15 protein-coding genes are annotated in these 16,061 nt (G+C 68.3%); 11 read left to right on the top strand and 4 right to left on the bottom strand.

Annotation, left to right across the window (positions count from 1 at the left end; translation table 11 throughout):
• Positions 1 to 6: 6 nt before the first annotated feature.
• The 5 genes from SY91_RS12435 to SY91_RS12415 all read left to right on the top strand — a co-directional run bounded on the left by SY91_RS12435 (position 7) and on the right by SY91_RS12415 (position 5,056).
• Entirely contained in the window at positions 7 to 1,335 is a 1,329-nt protein-coding gene (locus SY91_RS12435; RefSeq protein ID WP_006478639.1) for a homoserine dehydrogenase, read from the top strand.
• Between the two features lie 10 nt (positions 1,336 to 1,345).
• Positions 1,346 to 2,797: a threonine synthase gene (gene thrC / locus SY91_RS12430; RefSeq protein WP_023476851.1), complete on the top strand. Its 1,452-nt coding sequence runs from the start codon at positions 1,346 to 1,348 to the stop codon at positions 2,795 to 2,797.
• 247 nt (positions 2,798 to 3,044) lie between these two features.
• Positions 3,045 to 4,292: a gephyrin-like molybdotransferase Glp gene (gene glp, locus SY91_RS12425; RefSeq protein WP_023476850.1), complete on the top strand. Its 1,248-nt coding sequence runs from the start codon at positions 3,045 to 3,047 to the stop codon at positions 4,290 to 4,292.
• A 19-nt stretch (positions 4,293 to 4,311) separates the two neighbouring features.
• A complete protein-coding gene (gene moaD, locus SY91_RS12420) occupies positions 4,312 to 4,569 on the top strand; it encodes a molybdopterin converting factor subunit 1 (protein ID WP_006478642.1) in 258 nt (85 codons plus the stop codon).
• Positions 4,570 to 4,579: 10 nt separating this feature from the next.
• On the top strand, positions 4,580 to 5,056 hold the full coding sequence (locus tag SY91_RS12415) for a molybdenum cofactor biosynthesis protein MoaE (protein ID WP_023476849.1): 477 nt from the start codon (positions 4,580 to 4,582) through the stop codon (positions 5,054 to 5,056).
• A gap of 72 nt (positions 5,057 to 5,128) precedes the next feature.
• On the opposite strand, the gene SY91_RS12410 is transcribed toward SY91_RS12415, so the two are convergent.
• Entirely contained in the window at positions 5,129 to 5,689 is a 561-nt protein-coding gene (locus SY91_RS12410; RefSeq protein WP_006478644.1) for a group III truncated hemoglobin, read from the bottom strand.
• 242 nt (positions 5,690 to 5,931) lie between these two features.
• Here SY91_RS12410 and SY91_RS12405 point away from each other — a divergent pair, with 242 nt between their 5' ends.
• Positions 5,932 to 6,447, top strand: coding sequence for an Rrf2 family transcriptional regulator (locus SY91_RS12405; protein ID WP_023476848.1), 516 nt, complete (start codon positions 5,932 to 5,934; stop codon positions 6,445 to 6,447).
• 140 nt (positions 6,448 to 6,587) lie between these two features.
• Positions 6,588 to 9,185 carry an ATP-dependent chaperone ClpB gene (gene clpB / locus SY91_RS12400; protein ID WP_023476847.1) on the top strand — a complete coding sequence of 866 codons (2,598 nt, stop codon included), beginning with the start codon at positions 6,588 to 6,590 and terminating at the stop codon, positions 9,183 to 9,185.
• 126 nt (positions 9,186 to 9,311) lie between these two features.
• On the opposite strand, the gene SY91_RS12395 is transcribed toward clpB, so the two are convergent.
• Together SY91_RS12395 and SY91_RS12390 are read right to left on the bottom strand one after the other, a co-directional pair.
• Positions 9,312 to 9,743 carry a YidB family protein gene (locus SY91_RS12395; protein ID WP_023476846.1) on the bottom strand — a complete coding sequence of 144 codons (432 nt, stop codon included), beginning with the start codon at positions 9,741 to 9,743 and terminating at the stop codon, positions 9,312 to 9,314.
• 88 nt (positions 9,744 to 9,831) lie between these two features.
• Positions 9,832 to 10,443: a ComEA family DNA-binding protein gene (locus SY91_RS12390; protein WP_011549666.1), complete on the bottom strand. Its 612-nt coding sequence runs from the start codon at positions 10,441 to 10,443 to the stop codon at positions 9,832 to 9,834.
• Between the two features lie 296 nt (positions 10,444 to 10,739).
• Between SY91_RS12390 and SY91_RS12385 the strand changes: the two genes are divergently transcribed.
• Positions 10,740 to 11,201 (top strand): MerR family transcriptional regulator, encoded by a 462-nt coding sequence (locus SY91_RS12385; RefSeq protein WP_006478649.1) that lies wholly within the window; start codon positions 10,740 to 10,742, stop codon positions 11,199 to 11,201.
• Positions 11,185 to 11,619 carry a carboxymuconolactone decarboxylase family protein gene (locus tag SY91_RS12380; RefSeq protein WP_006478650.1) on the top strand — a complete coding sequence of 145 codons (435 nt, stop codon included), beginning with the start codon at positions 11,185 to 11,187 and terminating at the stop codon, positions 11,617 to 11,619. Before SY91_RS12385 ends, SY91_RS12380 begins: the two co-directional genes overlap by 17 nt.
• 19 nt (positions 11,620 to 11,638) lie before the next feature.
• Here the strand turns inward: SY91_RS12380 and SY91_RS12375 are convergent, their stop codons facing one another.
• The gene (locus SY91_RS12375; RefSeq protein ID WP_023476845.1) at positions 11,639 to 13,558 is read right to left on the bottom strand and encodes a sigma-54-dependent Fis family transcriptional regulator; all 1,920 of its coding nucleotides are present in this window, start codon (positions 13,556 to 13,558) and stop codon (positions 11,639 to 11,641) included.
• Between the two features lie 535 nt (positions 13,559 to 14,093).
• Between SY91_RS12375 and SY91_RS12370 the strand changes: the two genes are divergently transcribed.
• Together SY91_RS12370 and SY91_RS12365 are read left to right on the top strand one after the other, a co-directional pair.
• On the top strand, positions 14,094 to 15,152 hold the full coding sequence (locus SY91_RS12370) for an ATP-NAD kinase family protein (RefSeq protein WP_023476843.1): 1,059 nt from the start codon (positions 14,094 to 14,096) through the stop codon (positions 15,150 to 15,152).
• 57 nt (positions 15,153 to 15,209) lie between these two features.
• Positions 15,210 to 15,986 (top strand): SDR family NAD(P)-dependent oxidoreductase, encoded by a 777-nt coding sequence (locus SY91_RS12365; RefSeq protein WP_012328645.1) that lies wholly within the window; start codon positions 15,210 to 15,212, stop codon positions 15,984 to 15,986.
• Positions 15,987 to 16,061 lie beyond the last annotated feature (75 nt).

Raw genomic sequence — 16,061 nt, 5'->3', positions numbered from 1 at the left:
CGCAGCATGGAACCGATCAAAGTTGGCCTGTTGGGCTTCGGCACCGTCGGCAGCGGCACCTTCACGGTGTTGCACCGCAACCAGGAAGAAATCAAACGACGCGCGGGGCGCGGCATCGAGGTCGCGCGCATTGCCGTGCGCAACCCCGCCAAGGCGCAGGCCGCGCTCGGCGGTAACGCCGGCACCGCGCAGATCACCGACGATTTCAATGCGGTCGTCGACGATCCGTCGATCGCGATCATCGCCGAGATGATCGGCGGCACGGGCATCGCGCGCGAACTCGTGCTGCGCGCGATCGCGAACGGCAAGCACGTCGTGACGGCGAACAAGGCGCTGCTCGCGGTGCACGGCACCGAGATCTTCGAAGCCGCGCGCGAGAAGGGCGTGATGGTCGCGTTCGAGGCGGCCGTCGCCGGCGGCATCCCGATCATCAAGGCGCTGCGCGAAGGCCTGACTGCGAACCGCATCCAGTACATCGCCGGCATCATCAACGGCACGACGAACTACATCCTGTCGGAAATGCGCGACCGCGGGCTCGACTTCGCGACCGCGCTGAAGGCCGCGCAGGAGCTCGGCTACGCGGAAGCCGATCCGACCTTCGACATCGAAGGCGTCGACGCCGCGCACAAGGCGACGATCATGAGCGCGATCGCGTTCGGCGTGCCGGTGCAGTTCGACCGCGCGTACGTCGAGGGCATCAGCAAGCTCGACGCGACCGACATCCGCTATGCGGAAGAGCTCGGCTACCGGATCAAGCTGCTCGGCATCGCGCGCCGCGCCGCCAACGGCATCGAGCTGCGCGTGCACCCGACGCTGATCCCGGAAAAGCGCCTGCTCGCGAACGTCGAGGGTGCGATGAACGCGGTCGTCGTGCACGGCGACGCGGTCGGCACGACGCTGTACTACGGCAAGGGCGCGGGCGCGGAGCCGACCGCGTCGGCGGTCGTCGCGGATCTGGTCGACGTCACGCGCCTGCATACGGCCGACCCCGAGCATCGCGTGCCGCACCTCGCGTTCCAGCCGGACAGCCTGTCGAACACGCCGATTTTGCCGATCGAGGAAGTGACGAGCGGCTACTACCTGCGCCTGCGCGTCGCCGACCAGACCGGCGTGCTCGCCGCGATCACGCGCATCCTCGCCGAGTCGGGCATCTCGATCGACGCGCTGCTGCAGAAGGAATCGGAGCAGATCGACGGCGCGAACGGCGAGACCGACATCATCCTGATCACGCACGAGACGGTCGAGAAGAACGTCAATGCGGCGATCGCGCAGATCGAGAGCCTGGCGACGGTGGTCTCGAAGGTAACGAAGCTGCGCATGGAAGCGCTGAACTGAGGCTGACGACATGAACTACATCTCCACGCGGGGCGCCGGCATCGGCGAGCGCCATACGTTCTCCGACATCCTGCTCGGCGGTCTCGCGAAGGACGGCGGCCTCTACCTGCCGGCCGAGTATCCGAAGGTGTCCGCCGACGAGCTCGCGCGCTGGCGCACGCTGTCGTACGCGGATCTCGCCTTCGAGATCCTGTCGAAGTTCTGCGACGACGTGCCGGCCGACGACCTGCGCGCGATCACGCACCGCACCTACACGGCTGCCGTGTACAGCAACACGCGCCACGGCGAGAACGCATCCGACATCACGCCGCTGAAGACGCTCGGCACCGAGCACGGTGCGGCGCTGTCGCTGCTCGAACTGTCGAACGGCCCAACGCTCGCGTTCAAGGACATGGCGATGCAGTTGCTCGGCAACCTGTTCGAGTACACGCTCGCGAAGCACGGCGAAGCGCTGAACATCCTCGGCGCGACGTCCGGCGACACCGGCAGCGCGGCCGAATACGCGATGCGCGGCAAGGCCGGCGTGCGCGTGTTCATGCTGTCGCCGCACAAGAAGATGAGCGCGTTCCAGACGGCGCAGATGTTCAGCCTGCAGGACCCGAACATCTTCAACCTCGCGGTCGAAGGCGTGTTCGACGACTGCCAGGACATCGTGAAGGCGGTGTCGAACGATCACGCGTTCAAGGCGCAGCAGAAGATCGGCACCGTCAACTCGATCAACTGGGCGCGCGTCGTCGCGCAGGTCGTGTACTACTTCAAGGGCTACTTCGCGGCGACGCAGTCGAACGACGAGCGCGTGTCGTTCACGGTGCCGTCGGGCAACTTCGGTAACGTCTGCGCGGGCCACATCGCGCGGATGATGGGGCTGCCGATCGCGAAGCTGGTGGTCGCGACCAACGAGAACGACGTGCTCGACGAATTCTTCCGCACCGGCGCGTATCGCGTGCGCAGCGCCGAGAACACCTATCACACGAGCAGCCCGAGCATGGACATCTCGAAGGCATCGAACTTCGAGCGCTTCGTGTTCGACCTGCTCGGCCGCGATCCGGCGCGCGTGATGCAACTGTTCCGCGACGTCGAGGAGAAGGGCGGCTTCGATCTCGCGGCAAGCGGCGATTTCGCGCGCGTTGCAGAGTTCGGTTTCGTGTCGGGCCGCAGCAGCCACACCGACCGCATCGCGACGATCCGCGACGTGTTCTCGCGCTACGACACGATGATCGATACGCATACGGCCGACGGCGTGAAGGTCGCGCGCGAGCATCTGGATGCCGGCGTGCCGATGGTCGTGCTGGAGACGGCGCAGCCGATCAAGTTCGGCGAGACGATCCGCGAAGCGCTCGATCGCGAAGCCGAGCGGCCGGCCGCTTTCGACGGGCTCGAGGCGCTGCCGCAGCGCTTCGAGGTCGTAAAGGCCGACGCACAGCAGGTGAAGGACTTCATCGCCGCCCATACGGGCGCATGACGCACGGCCGGGCCCGCGGGCCCGGCGGCGCAGGACGGCCGGAATGCCGATTCGTCGAGCGGATCGGGGTTCCGGCCGTTTCGTTTGGTACTCAGGTTTGGCACGCGGCCATCGTCCGTCGCGCGAAACAAGTGCCAGACCCGTGCGTTCGCGCCGATCACAGTCTTCGCATGTTCGCCATATCGCGCGCCTGCGTGACGGCGTCGCTACAATGACGTATTGATTCCAACGATCCCCGCTTCCATCGATGTCGAACCCGAATCCCGCGGCGCCGCGCGCGCCGATGCTGTCGACCGCCGAGGCGCTCGCCGCGCTGCTCGATGCCGCGAAGCCGCTGCCCGGCGCCGAAACCGTTGCCACGCTCGACGCGCTCGGCCGCGTGCTGGCGGCCGATGTGAGCTCGCCGCTCGACGTGCCGCCGATGCATACCAGCGCGATGGACGGCTATGCGGTGCGTGTCGCCGATTTGCTGCACGGCGATCGACGGTTGCCGGTTTCGCAGCGCATTCCGGCCGGCCATCCGGCGCAACCGCTTGCGGCCGGCACGGCCGCGCGGATCTTCACCGGCGCGACGGTGCCGCCCGGCGCCGACGCCGTCGTGATGCAGGAGCAGGCAGCGGCCGACGGCGACGCGGTCGAGATCCTGCACACGCCGAAGGCCGGTGAATGGATCACCGCGCAGGGCGCGGACATCCGCCAGGGTGCGGTGATCCTGCCGGCCGGCACGCGGCTCACGCCGCAGGCGCTAGGTCTCGCCGCGTCGGTCGGTTGCGCGGAGTTGTCGGTCGCGCGGCGGATTCGCGTGGCGGTGTTCTTCACCGGCGACGAACTGACGATGCCGGGCGAGCCGCTGAAGCCCGGCGCGATCTACAACTCGAACCGCTTCACGCTGCGCGGGCTGCTGGAGCGGCTCGGCTGCCACGTGACCGACTACGGGATCGTGCCCGACTCGCTGGCCGCGACGCGCGACACGCTGCGCGAGGCCGCCCGAGATCACGACGTGATCCTGACGAGCGGCGGCGTGTCGGTCGGCGACGAGGATCATGTGAAGCCGGCCGTCGAGGCCGAAGGGCGGCTCGCGCTGTGGCAGATCGCGATGAAGCCCGGCAAGCCGCTCGCGTACGGCGCGGTGCGGCGCGGCGAAGAGCGCGCCGATGCGCACTTCATCGGGCTGCCCGGCAACCCCGTGTCGAGCTTCGTCACGTTCCTGCTGTTCGTGCGGCCGTTCCTGCTGCGCCTGTCCGGCGTGCGCGACGTCGCGCCGCGCGCGTTGTCGCTGCGTGCCGATTTTTCGCAGAGCAAGGGCGACCGGCGCAACGAATTCCTGCGTGCGCGCGTCAACGCGGCCGGCGGTCTCGACCTGTTCCCGAACCAGAGCTCGGCCGTGCTGACGTCGACGGTCTGGGGCGACGGCCTGATCGACAATCCGCCGCAGCATGTGATCAGCGCAGGCGAGACCGTGCGTTTCATCCCGTTTTCCGAATTGCTGTCGTAACGCGACGGCTTCCCGAACCATGAAGATTCAACTGAAATTTTTTGCAAGTGTGCGCGAGGCGCTGGGCGTGGCCGATGAAGAAGCCAACGTGCCGGACAGCGTGACGACCGTCGGCGACGTGCGCGCATGGCTGCGCGTGCGCGGTGGCGCGTGGGCCGATACGCTCGCCGAAGGGCGCGCGTTGCGCATGGCGTGCAACCACGAGATGACCGATCCCGACACGCGGCTCACCGAAGGCTGCGAGGTCGCGTTCTTTCCGCCGGTGACGGGTGGTTGAGGCGGCTGTCATGGCGACGATACGAGTCCAGACCGACGATTTCGACCTGAATGCCGAAGTGACGGCATTGCGTGCGCGCAACCCGAAGATCGGCGCGCTCGCGTGCTTCGTCGGCACGGTGCGCGACCTGAACGAAGGCGATGCGGTCGCCGCGATGGAGCTCGAGCACTATCCCGGCATGACCGAGAAGGCGCTCGAGCGGATCGCGGCCGAGGCCGGCCGGCGCTGGCCGGGCATCGACGTCGCGATCGTGCATCGCGTCGGCAGGCTGCTGCCGCTCGACCAGATCGTGATGGTCGCGACGGTCGCGTCGCACCGCGGCGATGCGTTCGCGTCGTGCGAATTCGTGATGGACTATCTAAAGACCGAAGCGCCGTTCTGGAAGAAGGAAACGACGCCGGACGGCGAGCGGTGGGTCGATGCGCGCAGTACGGACGACGCCGCGCTCGCGCGCTGGGGCGTCGAGTCGGGCAACACGCTGCGCTGAGCTGAGCTGAGCGCGGCGCGCGGGCGGTGCGGCGATGTGTCGCATGCGCGCCGGTGTCGCGCACGACGGGCGTTACGCGTCCGGGTCGACGCCGCGCCCGATGATCTTCGTCGGAAACGGCTCGCCGCGGGCGCGTGACGGCAACGCGTGCGGATCGTCGCCCGCGTCGCGGCGGCGCGGCGCGATCGCGTCGAGCAGCGCCTGCTGCTCGGGCGGAATCCGGTAGTCCCAGCCGAACCGGCTCAACTGCAGGCTCTGCGCGATCCGCAGCGCGGGCTCCATGAAGCGGATCGCCGCGGGCGGCGCGTAGCGCGCTTCGACCGTTTTCAGGAACAGCGACAGCCAGCGGCTGAAATGGGCCGGCTCGACCCCGTCGAGCGGCTGGTGCGCCTGTTGCACGTTGCCGCGATAGCCCTTGGTGCCGAGCACGAGGCTCGACCAGAACGTCACCATCTTCGGCAGATGATCGTCCCAGCGGCCGGCGAGCTTCGCGTCGAACACCGGCCCGAGCAGCGGATCGGCGCGCACGCGGTCGTAGAACGCGTAGACGAGATCGCGGATGTTGTCTTCGGTCGGCTCGGCGTCGCGGGGGCGGGCCGATGCGGGTTGGGTCGAGGCGGGCAGGGCAGTCATGACAAAAAGGGCCGGTAGATCGGAGCGGCGGCGGGACAGCGACGGGACGGCGGCGCGGGCGACGAGCAGGACGCCGGCCGGATTTTGACGCAAAATAGCGTCCAATAACCCCTGGAAAACGTGTGGATGTCACGCATCTTATTGCGCGCCCGCGATCCCGGCAACCCGGGGCCGCGCAACGGCGCCATCGATCGGCCCGGTTCACATAATCGGGATACGATCGATATTTTCCGTATTCGCTCATGAGACTCACCGACTACACCGACTATTCGCTGCGCGTGATGCTGTACCTGGCGGTGCGCGGCGAAGGGCTCGCGACGATCCAGGAGATTTCGGACGCCTACGGCATCTCGAAGAACCATCTGATGAAAGTCGTCCAGCAACTCGGCGAGCTGGGCTGGGTCGACACCGTGCGCGGCCGCAACGGCGGGCTGCGGCTGTTCGCCGATTCGCTGCAATTGACGGTCGGCGAGGTCGTGCGGGCCACCGAAAACGACTTCGCGCTGGTCGGCTGCTTTTCGGCCGACGGCGGCGAGTCGCGCGGCTGCGTAATCGAGCCGCAGTGCCGGTTGAAGGGCGTGCTGGCGGCCGCGCGCGATGCCTTCTTCGCGGAGCTCGATCGTCATACGCTCGGCGAACTGGCCGAGCCTGCATCGCTGCTTGCGTCGCTGCTCGGCATCCGCCCGGCCGTGCTCGTGCGTGCCGCGCCGGTGCAGGACGAAGCGCCGGCAGCCGAGCCGGCGTCCAAGACCCACTGACACGCGCCCATCCCGTCGCGCCCTCCGGACCGCTTTCAGGCGATCCGGCAATTTTTGCGCTGAATCAACCCGAATTTCGCTTGAAAGCCGCATAACCATCCTCATCTTGGTGTTAATCGAAAATTGGAGGTCTCGACTAAATGAGAATCGACAAGCTCACCACCAAGTTCCAGGAAGCACTCGCGGACGCGCAAAGCCTCGCGGCAGGCCGCGACAATCAATACATCGAACCCGTTCACGTGCTCGCGGCGCTGGTCGCGCAGCAGGACGGCTCGGCCCGCTCGCTGATGTCGCGCGCGGGCGTTCACGTGCAGGCGCTGCAAGGCGCGCTGAACGAAGCCATTTCGCGCCTGCCGCAAGTGACGGGCACGGGCGGCGACATCCAGATCGGCCGTGAACTCGCCGGGCTGCTGAACCAGGCCGACAAGGAAGCGCAGAAGCTCAACGACACGTTCATCGCGAGCGAAATGTTCCTGCTCGCCGTGTCCGACGACAAGGGCGACGCCGGTAAGCTCGCGCGCCAGCACGGCCTCACGCGCAAGTCGCTCGAAGCCGCGATCGCCGCGGTGCGCGGCGGCTCGCAGGTGCACAGCCAGGATGCGGAAAGCCAGCGCGAGGCGCTGAAGAAATACACGGTCGACCTGACCGAGCGCGCCCGCGCGGGCAAGCTCGATCCGGTGATCGGCCGCGACGACGAAATCCGCCGCTCGATCCAGATCCTGCAGCGCCGCACCAAGAACAACCCGGTGCTGATCGGCGAGCCGGGCGTCGGCAAGACCGCGATCGTCGAAGGGCTCGCGCAGCGGATCGTCAACGGCGAAGTGCCCGAGACGCTGAAGGGCAAGCGCGTGCTGTCGCTCGACATGGCCGCGCTGCTCGCCGGCGCGAAGTATCGCGGCGAGTTCGAGGAGCGCCTGAAGGCGGTGCTCAACGACATCGCGAAGGACGAAGGCCGGACGATCGTCTTCATCGACGAAATCCACACGATGGTCGGCGCGGGCAAGGCCGAAGGCGCGATGGATGCAGGCAACATGCTGAAGCCGGCGCTGTCGCGCGGCGAACTGCACTGCATCGGCGCGACCACGCTCGACGAATACCGCAAGTACATCGAGAAGGACGCCGCGCTCGAACGCCGCTTCCAGAAGGTGCTCGTCGACGAGCCGAGCGTCGAGGCGACGATCGCGATCCTGCGCGGGCTGCAGGAGAAGTACGAACTGCACCACGGTGTCGACATCACCGACCCGGCGATCGTCGCCGCGGCCGAGCTGTCGCATCGCTACATCACCGACCGCTTCCTGCCCGACAAGGCGATCGACCTGATCGACGAAGCCGCTTCGAAGATCAAGATGGAAATCGATTCGAAGCCCGAAGAGATGGACAAGCTCGACCGTCGTCTGATCCAGCTGAAGATCGAGCGCGAAGCGGTGAAGAAGGAGCAGGACGAAGCGTCGCAGAAGCGCCTGCAGCTGATCGAGGAAGAGATCGACCGCCTCGGCCGCGAATATGCGGACCTGGAAGAGATCTGGACCGCCGAGAAGGCCGCGGTGCAGGGCAGCGCGCAGCTCAAGGAAGAGATCGAGAAGGTGCGGGCGGACATCGCGCGCCTGCAGCGTGAAGGCAAGCTCGAGAAGGTCGCCGAGCTGCAGTACGGCAAGCTGCCGCAACTCGAGGCACAGCTGAAGCAGGTCACGCAGGCCGAAGAGCAGGAGCAGCACAACCCGACGCGCCCGCGCCTGCTGCGCACGCAGGTCGGCGCCGAGGAAATCGCGGAAGTCGTGTCGCGTTCGACGGGCATTCCCGTGTCGCGGATGATGCAGGGCGAACGCGAGAAACTGCTGCACATCGAGGAAAAGCTGCACGAGCGCGTGGTCGGCCAGGACGAGGCGATCAGCGCGGTGGCCGATGCGATCCGTCGTTCGCGCGCGGGTCTCGCCGATCCGAACCGTCCGTACGGCTCGTTCCTGTTCCTCGGCCCGACGGGGGTCGGCAAGACCGAGCTGTGCAAGGCGCTGGCGTCGTTCCTGTTCGATTCGGAAGAACACCTGATCCGCATCGACATGAGCGAGTTCATGGAGAAGCACAGCGTCGCGCGACTGATCGGCGCGCCGCCGGGCTACGTCGGCTACGAGGAAGGCGGCTACCTGACGGAAGCCGTGCGTCGCAAGCCGTACAGCGTGATCCTGCTCGACGAGATCGAGAAGGCGCATCCGGACGTGTTCAACGTGCTGCTGCAGGTGCTCGACGACGGCCGCATGACGGACGGGCAGGGGCGCACGGTCGACTTCAAGAACACGGTCATCGTGATGACGTCGAACCTCGGCTCGCAGGTGATTCAGGCGATGACGGGCGCGCCGCAGGACGAGATCAAGGACGCGGTGTGGCTCGAGGTGAAGCAGCATTTCCGCCCCGAGTTCCTGAACCGGATCGACGACGTCGTGGTGTTCCATGCACTCGACCGCAGCAACATCGAGTCGATCGCGAAGATCCAGCTGGCGCGCCTGCACGACCGGCTCGCGAAGCTGGACATGGCGCTCGACGTGTCGCCCGCGGCGCTCGAACAGATCGCGAAGGTCGGCTACGATCCGGTGTTCGGTGCGCGGCCGCTGAAGCGCGCGATCCAGCAGGAGATCGAGAATCCGGTCGCGAAGCTGATCCTCGCGGGCCGCTTCGGTCCGAAGGACGTGATTCCGGTCGACGTCAACGACGGCCAGTTCGTGTTCGACCGCGTCGTGCACTGATCGCCTGCCATCGGCAGCGTGCCCGGTTCGCACCGGGCGCAAAAGCAAACACCCCGCCTCGGCGGGGTGTTTGCATATGGAGCGGCCGAAACCGCTATGCCGGATGCCGGCCGCTGCGCGGCGGGCTTACGCCTGCTTGTTGTCGCCGAACATGCCGGCGAGCTGCGTGAGCGTGCCGAGCACGTTCGACGTGTCCACCTGGCCGCTGGCCGGCACTTCGCCGTTCGGCGTCGCGCCGTTGACGACGTGCGGCAGCACCTGCGCGAGGATCGACGACGCCTGCGACGGATCGATGCCGACCTTGCTCGCGAGCGAGCCGACGACGTCCGAGCCGAGCACGTTCTGCAGCGTGTCCGGCGAGATCGGCTGGTTTTCGCCGGTGCCGACCCACGAACCGATGATCTCGCCGGCGCCGCCGGCCTTGAACTTCTCGATCAGCCCGTTCAGGCCGCCCGGCTGGTTGTTGATGAATTCGAGCGCGGTCGTGATCAGCGCGCTTTGCGAGTTGCCGCCGGCCTGGCCGCCGATCAGACCGCCAACGATGTCGAGGAGACCCATGGTTCTTCACCTTCACTGAAAAGGGCGCCGTGACGACGGCGCCCGTTGAACGAATGCCGCGCGCACGCCGTCGCGCGCGCGGCGCACATCAGGCGCCCGACGCCGCGGCGGCGGAGGCTGCCTTGTCCTTCTTGCTCTTCTTCTTCGAACCCTTCGTCGCCTTCGTGGACGACGCGGCCGCCGGTGCGCTCGCACCCGCGTCGGCGGATGCCGCTGCCGCCGCTGCCGCCTTTTCCTTCTTCGATGCGCGCTTGGTCTTGGCCGGCTTGGCGGCCGCGTCCGGTGCGCTAGCCGCCGGCGCGGGCGCCGCGGTCGTCGTGCCGGCCGTCGCGGTCGTGGACGTCGCGGCGGTGCCTGCCGACGTCGTGGTCGACGTGGTCGCGGACGTCGTCGCGGCCGGTTTCGACAGCTTCACACCCTTCGGCGGCGTCGACGCGCCGCCGATCGTCAGGCCGTTTTCCTCGAGATGCCCGACCGACTTGGTACCGAGGCCCTTCACGCGGTTCGCGAGATCGTCGGCGTCCTTGAACGGGCCGTTCTTGGTGCGTTCGTCGATGATCGCCTTCGACTTCACGGGCCCGAGCCCCTTCACGGATTCGAGCGCGGCCTGGTCGGCCGTGTTGACTTCGACGGCCGCGGCAAGGCCTGCGGCAAGCGACAGCGATAGCGCGACGAACAGCATCAGCAGCTTTTTCAGCATGGCAAAGGCTCCCTGGTTCTGACGGATGAATGGTTGTTGCAACGGACGGCGACGTGCGAGTTGGCCGGGCGTCGCGTTAAGCATAGGACAAATGCGTGCCCTTTTTGAGACAGGCTGACCGAATCTTGCTGAAGGCTTGCGGTGCTGTAAAGGCCGAACCCGGTGCCGGGCGTCGATTTTGACGATTCTTTACGGTGTCGCCGGCGTATTGCGAGGGGCGCGCGGAAAAACGCCGCACTGGCCGTCAGGCGGGGCTTGACTTAGAGTGAACTCTAACTCCTAACCTTGTTCCTGCCATGTCGAAAACCGTATCCCAACCCTCCGCCGCCGGTCCGCTGACGATCGGGCAAGTCGCCGAACTGACGGGCGTGTCGACGCACACGCTGCGGTATTACGAGCAGGCCGGGCTGCTGCGCGCGATCTCTCGCACGGCGGCCGGGCACCGGCTCTATGCGCCGGCCGACCTTGACTGGCTGGCCTTCGTGATGCGTCTGAAGGCGACCGGCATGCCGATCGCGCAGATGCAGGCGTTCGCGGTGCTGCGCGAGCAGGGCGAGTCGACGTTCGGCGCGCGGCGCGACTTGCTGGTCGCGCATCGCGACGCGGTGCGTGCGCATATCGCGGAGCTGCAGGCGAGCCTCGACGCGATCGGCGACAAGATCGCGTACTACGAGGCGCGGGAACGGGAAACGGAACGACGGGCGAAACCCTCTCACTCTTTATCGGAACAGGACGGACACGATGGAACGACTCGTTGAGGATCGCTACACGCGCGGCTTGAACAAGCTCAAGGAAATCGACGGCGAAGCGGGCGAACGCGTGATCGCGGCGCTCGCGCCGATCGCGCCGGACTTTGGGCGGCTCTTGGTCGAATTCAGCTTCGGCGACATCTACAGCCGGCCGCAGCTCGACCTGAAGGCGCGCGAAATCGCGACGATCGCCGCGCTGGCTGCGCTCGGCAACGCGCAGCCGCAACTGAAGGTGCATATCGAGGCTGCGCTGAACGTCGGCTGCACGCGCGACGAGATCGTCGAGGTATTCATGCAGATGGCCGTGTATGCGGGGATGCCCGCCGCGCTCAACGCGCTGTTCGCCGCGCACGAGGTGTTCACGCGGCGCGACGAAGCGGCCGGCGTGACGGACCACCCGAACGAAGCGGCCGGGCAGCCCGCATGACCAGGCGTGCGCCCGTGCGTCACGCGCGGTGCGGCGCGACGATCCGGTACTTCGCGATGCGCCGGTACAGCGTCGCGCGCGACATGCCGAGCGCCCGGGCGGCCGCGTCGGGCCGCCAGCGATGCGTGGTGAGCGCGGCGACGATGCGGCCGCGTTCGTCGTCGGGCAGCACGCCCGCGGGGGCGCCGCCGAGTTGCGCGGCGAGGTCGGTCGGCAGGTCGCGCCGCGTCACGCGCGCGGCGTCGCACACCGCGCACGCATAGCGCAGCACGTTGCGCAGTTGCCGCACGTTGCCCGGCCATGGATACGCGGCGAGCTGTTCGGCGAGCGTCGCGTCGAGCGTGAGCACGTGGCCGGTCGCCTGCGCTTCCTCGGCGAACACGGCGGCGATCACGTCGCGCACGTCCGCGCGTTCGCGCAGCGGCGGCAGGTCGAACGTCGCGCCGCTCAGCCGGTAGTACAGATCTTCGCGGAACGTGCCGTCGGCCACCATCCGCGCGAGATCGCGGTGCGTCGCGCAGATCACGTCGAGATCGACGCGCACGGGCGTATCGCTGCCGAGCGGCACGACCTCGCCGTCGGCCAGGACGCGCAACAGGCGCGTCTGCAGCGCGAGCGGCATGTCGCCGATTTCATCGAGAAACAGCGTGCCGCCATCAGTGAGCGCGATCTTGCCGCGCGCGCCGTGCTTGCGTGCGCCGGTGAACGCGCCGGCCGCATAACCGAACAGTTCGCTCTCGATCAGCGCTTCCGGCAGCGCGCCGCAGTTGACGGCGACGAACGGCCGCGCGCGCCGTGCGCCGGCGTCGTGGATCGCGCGGGCGAACACTTCCTTGCCCGCGCCGGTTTCGCCGAGCACGAGAATCGGCAGCCGCTTGCTCGCGACGCGCAGCGCGAGTTCGGCCTGTTGCGCGATGCGCGCGTCGCTGCTGTGCAGGAACGGCGTCAGCGCGCCGACGTGACGCGGCGCGGTGGTGCCCGGGCGGCGCGATGCCGCGGCCGGTTCACGGCCGACGCGTCGTAGCGGCGCGCGCAGCCGTGCGTAGAGCGGGGCGCCGGTCGCCCGCACCCGCAGCGCGACGATGGCATCGAGCCGCGCCGCATCGCGCAGCGGCATCTCGGTCGCGTCGAAGATTTCGTCGATATGGCGCGGCTCGCGCAGCGCCGGCAGCGCATCGCGCGCGTGCCGGTTCGCGGCGACGATGTTGCCGCATTCGTCGAACGCGATTAGCCACTCCGGTTGCGCCTCGACGTAGTGACGGTTCGGATGCCCGAACAATATCCAGTGCTGCGCGGTGCTGTGCACGAAGTAGCCGTCCTCGATCAGCGCCGCGCTCTGCCGCACGAGCTGGTAGACGAGGCGCTGGCTGTCGCGGCCGTCGGGCGAATGCACGGCCGACGCGTCGAGCACGCCGATCAGTTCGCCGCCCGGCGAGAAGATCGGCGCCGCGCTGCACGTGAGCGTCGTGAACGCCGCGCGAAAGTGATCGGTCTTGTGCACGGTGATCGGCGCGAGATCGGTCAGCACGCTCGCGACCCCGCAGGTTCCTTCCTCGCTTTCCGACCAGCACGAGCCGATGTGCAGCCCCGCGTGACGGAAGTCGTTGCGGCGTTCGCGGTCGATCCGGTAGTCGATCGTCACGCCGTGCGCGTCGGTCAGCATCACGCAGTAGTCGGCGACGCGGATCATGTCGTGCAGCCGCGTCAGGCACTGGCCCGACGCGCGCAGGAAGGCTTCTTCCTTGTCGCGCACTTCGCGCAGTTCGGCCGCGGTCAGCACGCGCGGGCCGATCGACGAAGCGGGGTCGAGACGGTAGCGCTCCAGCGACCGTTGCCACGACGACACGAGACGCGCGGAGTCCGCCGGCGCGGGCAGGCGTCCGGCGAGCGCGCCGAGGACACGATCGGCGTGCTGGGCCTGGGGGACGGCATAGGGCATGGTCGGCTCCGGTTCCGTACGGCGGGGATGTCGCTGTTCTTGTAGCACATCCGGTCCCGCGGATCACATTGCATCGCAGCACGCGGCGCGCGTGAGACGGTCGTCTCACCGGTGTCGCGCTGTGTCTCGCGCGGTTGAGACGGCCGCATGCGTGGCGTGCGGCGACCGGCCGGCGCGGCGCTGCATGCGCGGCGCCGCGTGAACGCGGGGCTGGCGGGCGGAACGCCGGGCAGGCGCGAGTGCCGCGACGACCGCGTCGCCGTATCGACGACGTGAGACGTTCCGGCGAATTCGATGCGCGCTGCGTCGTCACGGCCAAGCATCCCGACTCCGCGCGTGCCTGCCGCGCCAATGCTGACGCGGGTTTCGCGGCCATCGGACGCACGATGGCACGCCGCTTGCAGAGATGACGGGCAAGCCGGTGCGATCGCGTCGGCGACGACGATCCGCCGCCCGTCGATGGCAGCGGACGAAACAGGCAGGGCCGATGCGTGCGCCAATGCGCCGGCCCCGCCCACTGGATGGAGACAAATCCGTGACGACGCCCGTTACCGTCGGCGTGATCGCGAACCCCGCTTCGGGGCGCGACATCCGCCGCCTCACGACGCATGCATCCGTGTTCCCGACCGCGGAGAAGGCGAACATGATCGTGCGCCTGCTGGCCGGCCTTGGCGCGATGGGCGTCGAGCGCGTGCTGACGCTGCGCGACCGCACGGGTATCGCGACGCTGCTGCTGCGCGCGATCGACACGCATCGCGCGGTCGCGCCGCACGAGCGCTGGCCCCAGGTCGAATTCGTCGACTTGCCGATCACCGATAGCGTCGCCGACACGCAGGCCGGCGCGGCCTATCTGCACCGGATGGACGTGGCGCTGATCGTCGTGCTCGGCGGCGACGGCACCCATCGCGCGGTGGCCGCGCATTGCGGCGCGACGCCGCTCGTCGCGCTGTCCACCGGCACCAACAACGCGTTTCCCGAACATCGCGAGGCGACCGTCGCCGGCGTCGCCGCAGGACTCGCCGCGACCGGCGCCGTGCCGGCCGAGGTCGCGTTCGTGCGCAACAAGCGGCTCGTCGTGCGCTGCGTCGCGGGCGCGCAGCCGGGGCGTGAGGAGATCGCGCTCGTCGACGTGTGCGCCGCGCGGCAGCGCTTCATCGGCGCACGCGCGATCTCCGGCTCCGACGACATCGATTCGCTCTACCTGACGTTCGCGGAACCGGACGGCATCGGCCTGTCCGCGCTCGGCGGCGCGTGGGCGCCGCTCGAACGCAGCGCGCCGCACGGGCTCGCGATGCGCTTCGCGCAAGCCGGCAACGCGGCCGGCACGCCGCTCGTCGCGCCGATCGCGCCGGGGCGCGTCGACCGCGTCGTGATGCGCAGTTGCGAGCGGCTCGAACCGGGCACGTGGCACGCGATTCCGTTCGAGCGCGGCACGCTCGCGTTCGACGGCGAGCGCGAGATCGAGGTCGCGCGTGGCGATCGCTACGAGATCGCGCTCGACTGGCACGGGCCGCTGACGGTCGATGTGGGCCGCACGCTGCGCTACGCGTCGTCGCGGCAACTGCTGCGCGACGCCGGTGCGTGGCACGACTGATGCGCCGGTTTTACGAAGACGTTTCGAAATCCAAACGATTATCAAGGAGACATCGCCATGACAGCCCCTCTCGAAGGACAGGTCGCCATCGTCACGGGCGGCGCGCGCGGCATCGGCCGCGGCATCGCGCTGACGCTCGCCGGCGCCGGCGCCGACATCCTGCTGGCCGACCTGCTCGACGACGCGCTCGACGCCACCGCGCGCGAGGTGCGCGCGCTCGGCCGGCGGGCCGCGATCGCGAAGGTCGACGTCACGCAGGCCGCGCAGGTCGACGCGATGGTCGCGCAGGCGCTCGCCGACCTCGGCGGGCTCGACATCCTCGTGAACTGCGCGGGCGTGATCAGCATTCATCCGGTCGCCGAACTCACCGAGCGTGACTGGGATTTCGTGATGGACGTGAACGCGAAGGGCACGTTCCTCGGCTGCCGGGCGGCGCTCGCGCACCTGAAGGCGCAGGGGCGCGGCCGGATCATCAATGTCGCGTCGATCGCGGGCAAGGAAGGCTTTCCGAATCTCGCGCATTACAGCGCATCGAAATTCGCGGTCGTCGGCTTCACCAACGCGCTGGCGAAGGAGCTTGCGCGCGACGGCGTGACCGTCAACGCGATCTGCCCCGGCATCGTCCGTACCTACATGTGGGACCGGCTGTCAGACGAATGGAAGACCGACGGCGAATCGGTCGAGCAGTCGTGGCAGCGGCACCAGTTGACGCTGATTCCGCAGGGCCGCGCGCAGACGCCGGAAGACATGGGCCGGCTCGCGCTGTTCTTCGCGACGATGGACAACGTGACGGGCCAGGCCGTGAACGTCGACGGCGGCTTCACGTTCCACTGACGGCCGCAGGCCGTGCAATCCGCCGCCACGGCGTGGCCGGGGCGGCATTCGCAGTCAGACCTACCAGGAGACACA

The sequence above is a fragment of the Burkholderia cenocepacia genome (assembly GCF_014211915.1).
In the GTDB taxonomy this organism is placed as follows: domain Bacteria; phylum Pseudomonadota; class Gammaproteobacteria; order Burkholderiales; family Burkholderiaceae; genus Burkholderia; species Burkholderia orbicola.
This window is presented reverse-complemented; position numbering and strand designations above follow the sequence as displayed.

Excerpts from the sequence above, each read along its gene's own strand:
- SY91_RS12435 (WP_006478639.1), top strand. The coding sequence starts at position 7 with ATGGAACCGATCAAAGTTGGCCTGTTGGGCTTCGGCACCGTCGGCAGC.
- thrC (WP_023476851.1), top strand. The coding sequence starts at position 1,346 with ATGAACTACATCTCCACGCGGGGCGCCGGCATCGGCGAGCGCCATACG.
- glp (WP_023476850.1), top strand. The coding sequence starts at position 3,045 with ATGTCGAACCCGAATCCCGCGGCGCCGCGCGCGCCGATGCTGTCGACC.
- moaD (WP_006478642.1), top strand. The coding sequence starts at position 4,312 with ATGAAGATTCAACTGAAATTTTTTGCAAGTGTGCGCGAGGCGCTGGGC.
- SY91_RS12415 (WP_023476849.1), top strand. The coding sequence starts at position 4,580 with ATGGCGACGATACGAGTCCAGACCGACGATTTCGACCTGAATGCCGAA.
- SY91_RS12410 (WP_006478644.1), bottom strand. The coding sequence starts at position 5,689 with ATGACTGCCCTGCCCGCCTCGACCCAACCCGCATCGGCCCGCCCCCGC.
- SY91_RS12405 (WP_023476848.1), top strand. The coding sequence starts at position 5,932 with ATGAGACTCACCGACTACACCGACTATTCGCTGCGCGTGATGCTGTAC.
- clpB (WP_023476847.1), top strand. The coding sequence starts at position 6,588 with ATGAGAATCGACAAGCTCACCACCAAGTTCCAGGAAGCACTCGCGGAC.
- SY91_RS12395 (WP_023476846.1), bottom strand. The coding sequence starts at position 9,743 with ATGGGTCTCCTCGACATCGTTGGCGGTCTGATCGGCGGCCAGGCCGGC.
- SY91_RS12390 (WP_011549666.1), bottom strand. The coding sequence starts at position 10,443 with ATGCTGAAAAAGCTGCTGATGCTGTTCGTCGCGCTATCGCTGTCGCTT.
- SY91_RS12385 (WP_006478649.1), top strand. The coding sequence starts at position 10,740 with ATGTCGAAAACCGTATCCCAACCCTCCGCCGCCGGTCCGCTGACGATC.
- SY91_RS12380 (WP_006478650.1), top strand. The coding sequence starts at position 11,185 with ATGGAACGACTCGTTGAGGATCGCTACACGCGCGGCTTGAACAAGCTC.
- SY91_RS12375 (WP_023476845.1), bottom strand. The coding sequence starts at position 13,558 with ATGCCCTATGCCGTCCCCCAGGCCCAGCACGCCGATCGTGTCCTCGGC.
- SY91_RS12365 (WP_012328645.1), top strand. The coding sequence starts at position 15,210 with ATGACAGCCCCTCTCGAAGGACAGGTCGCCATCGTCACGGGCGGCGCG.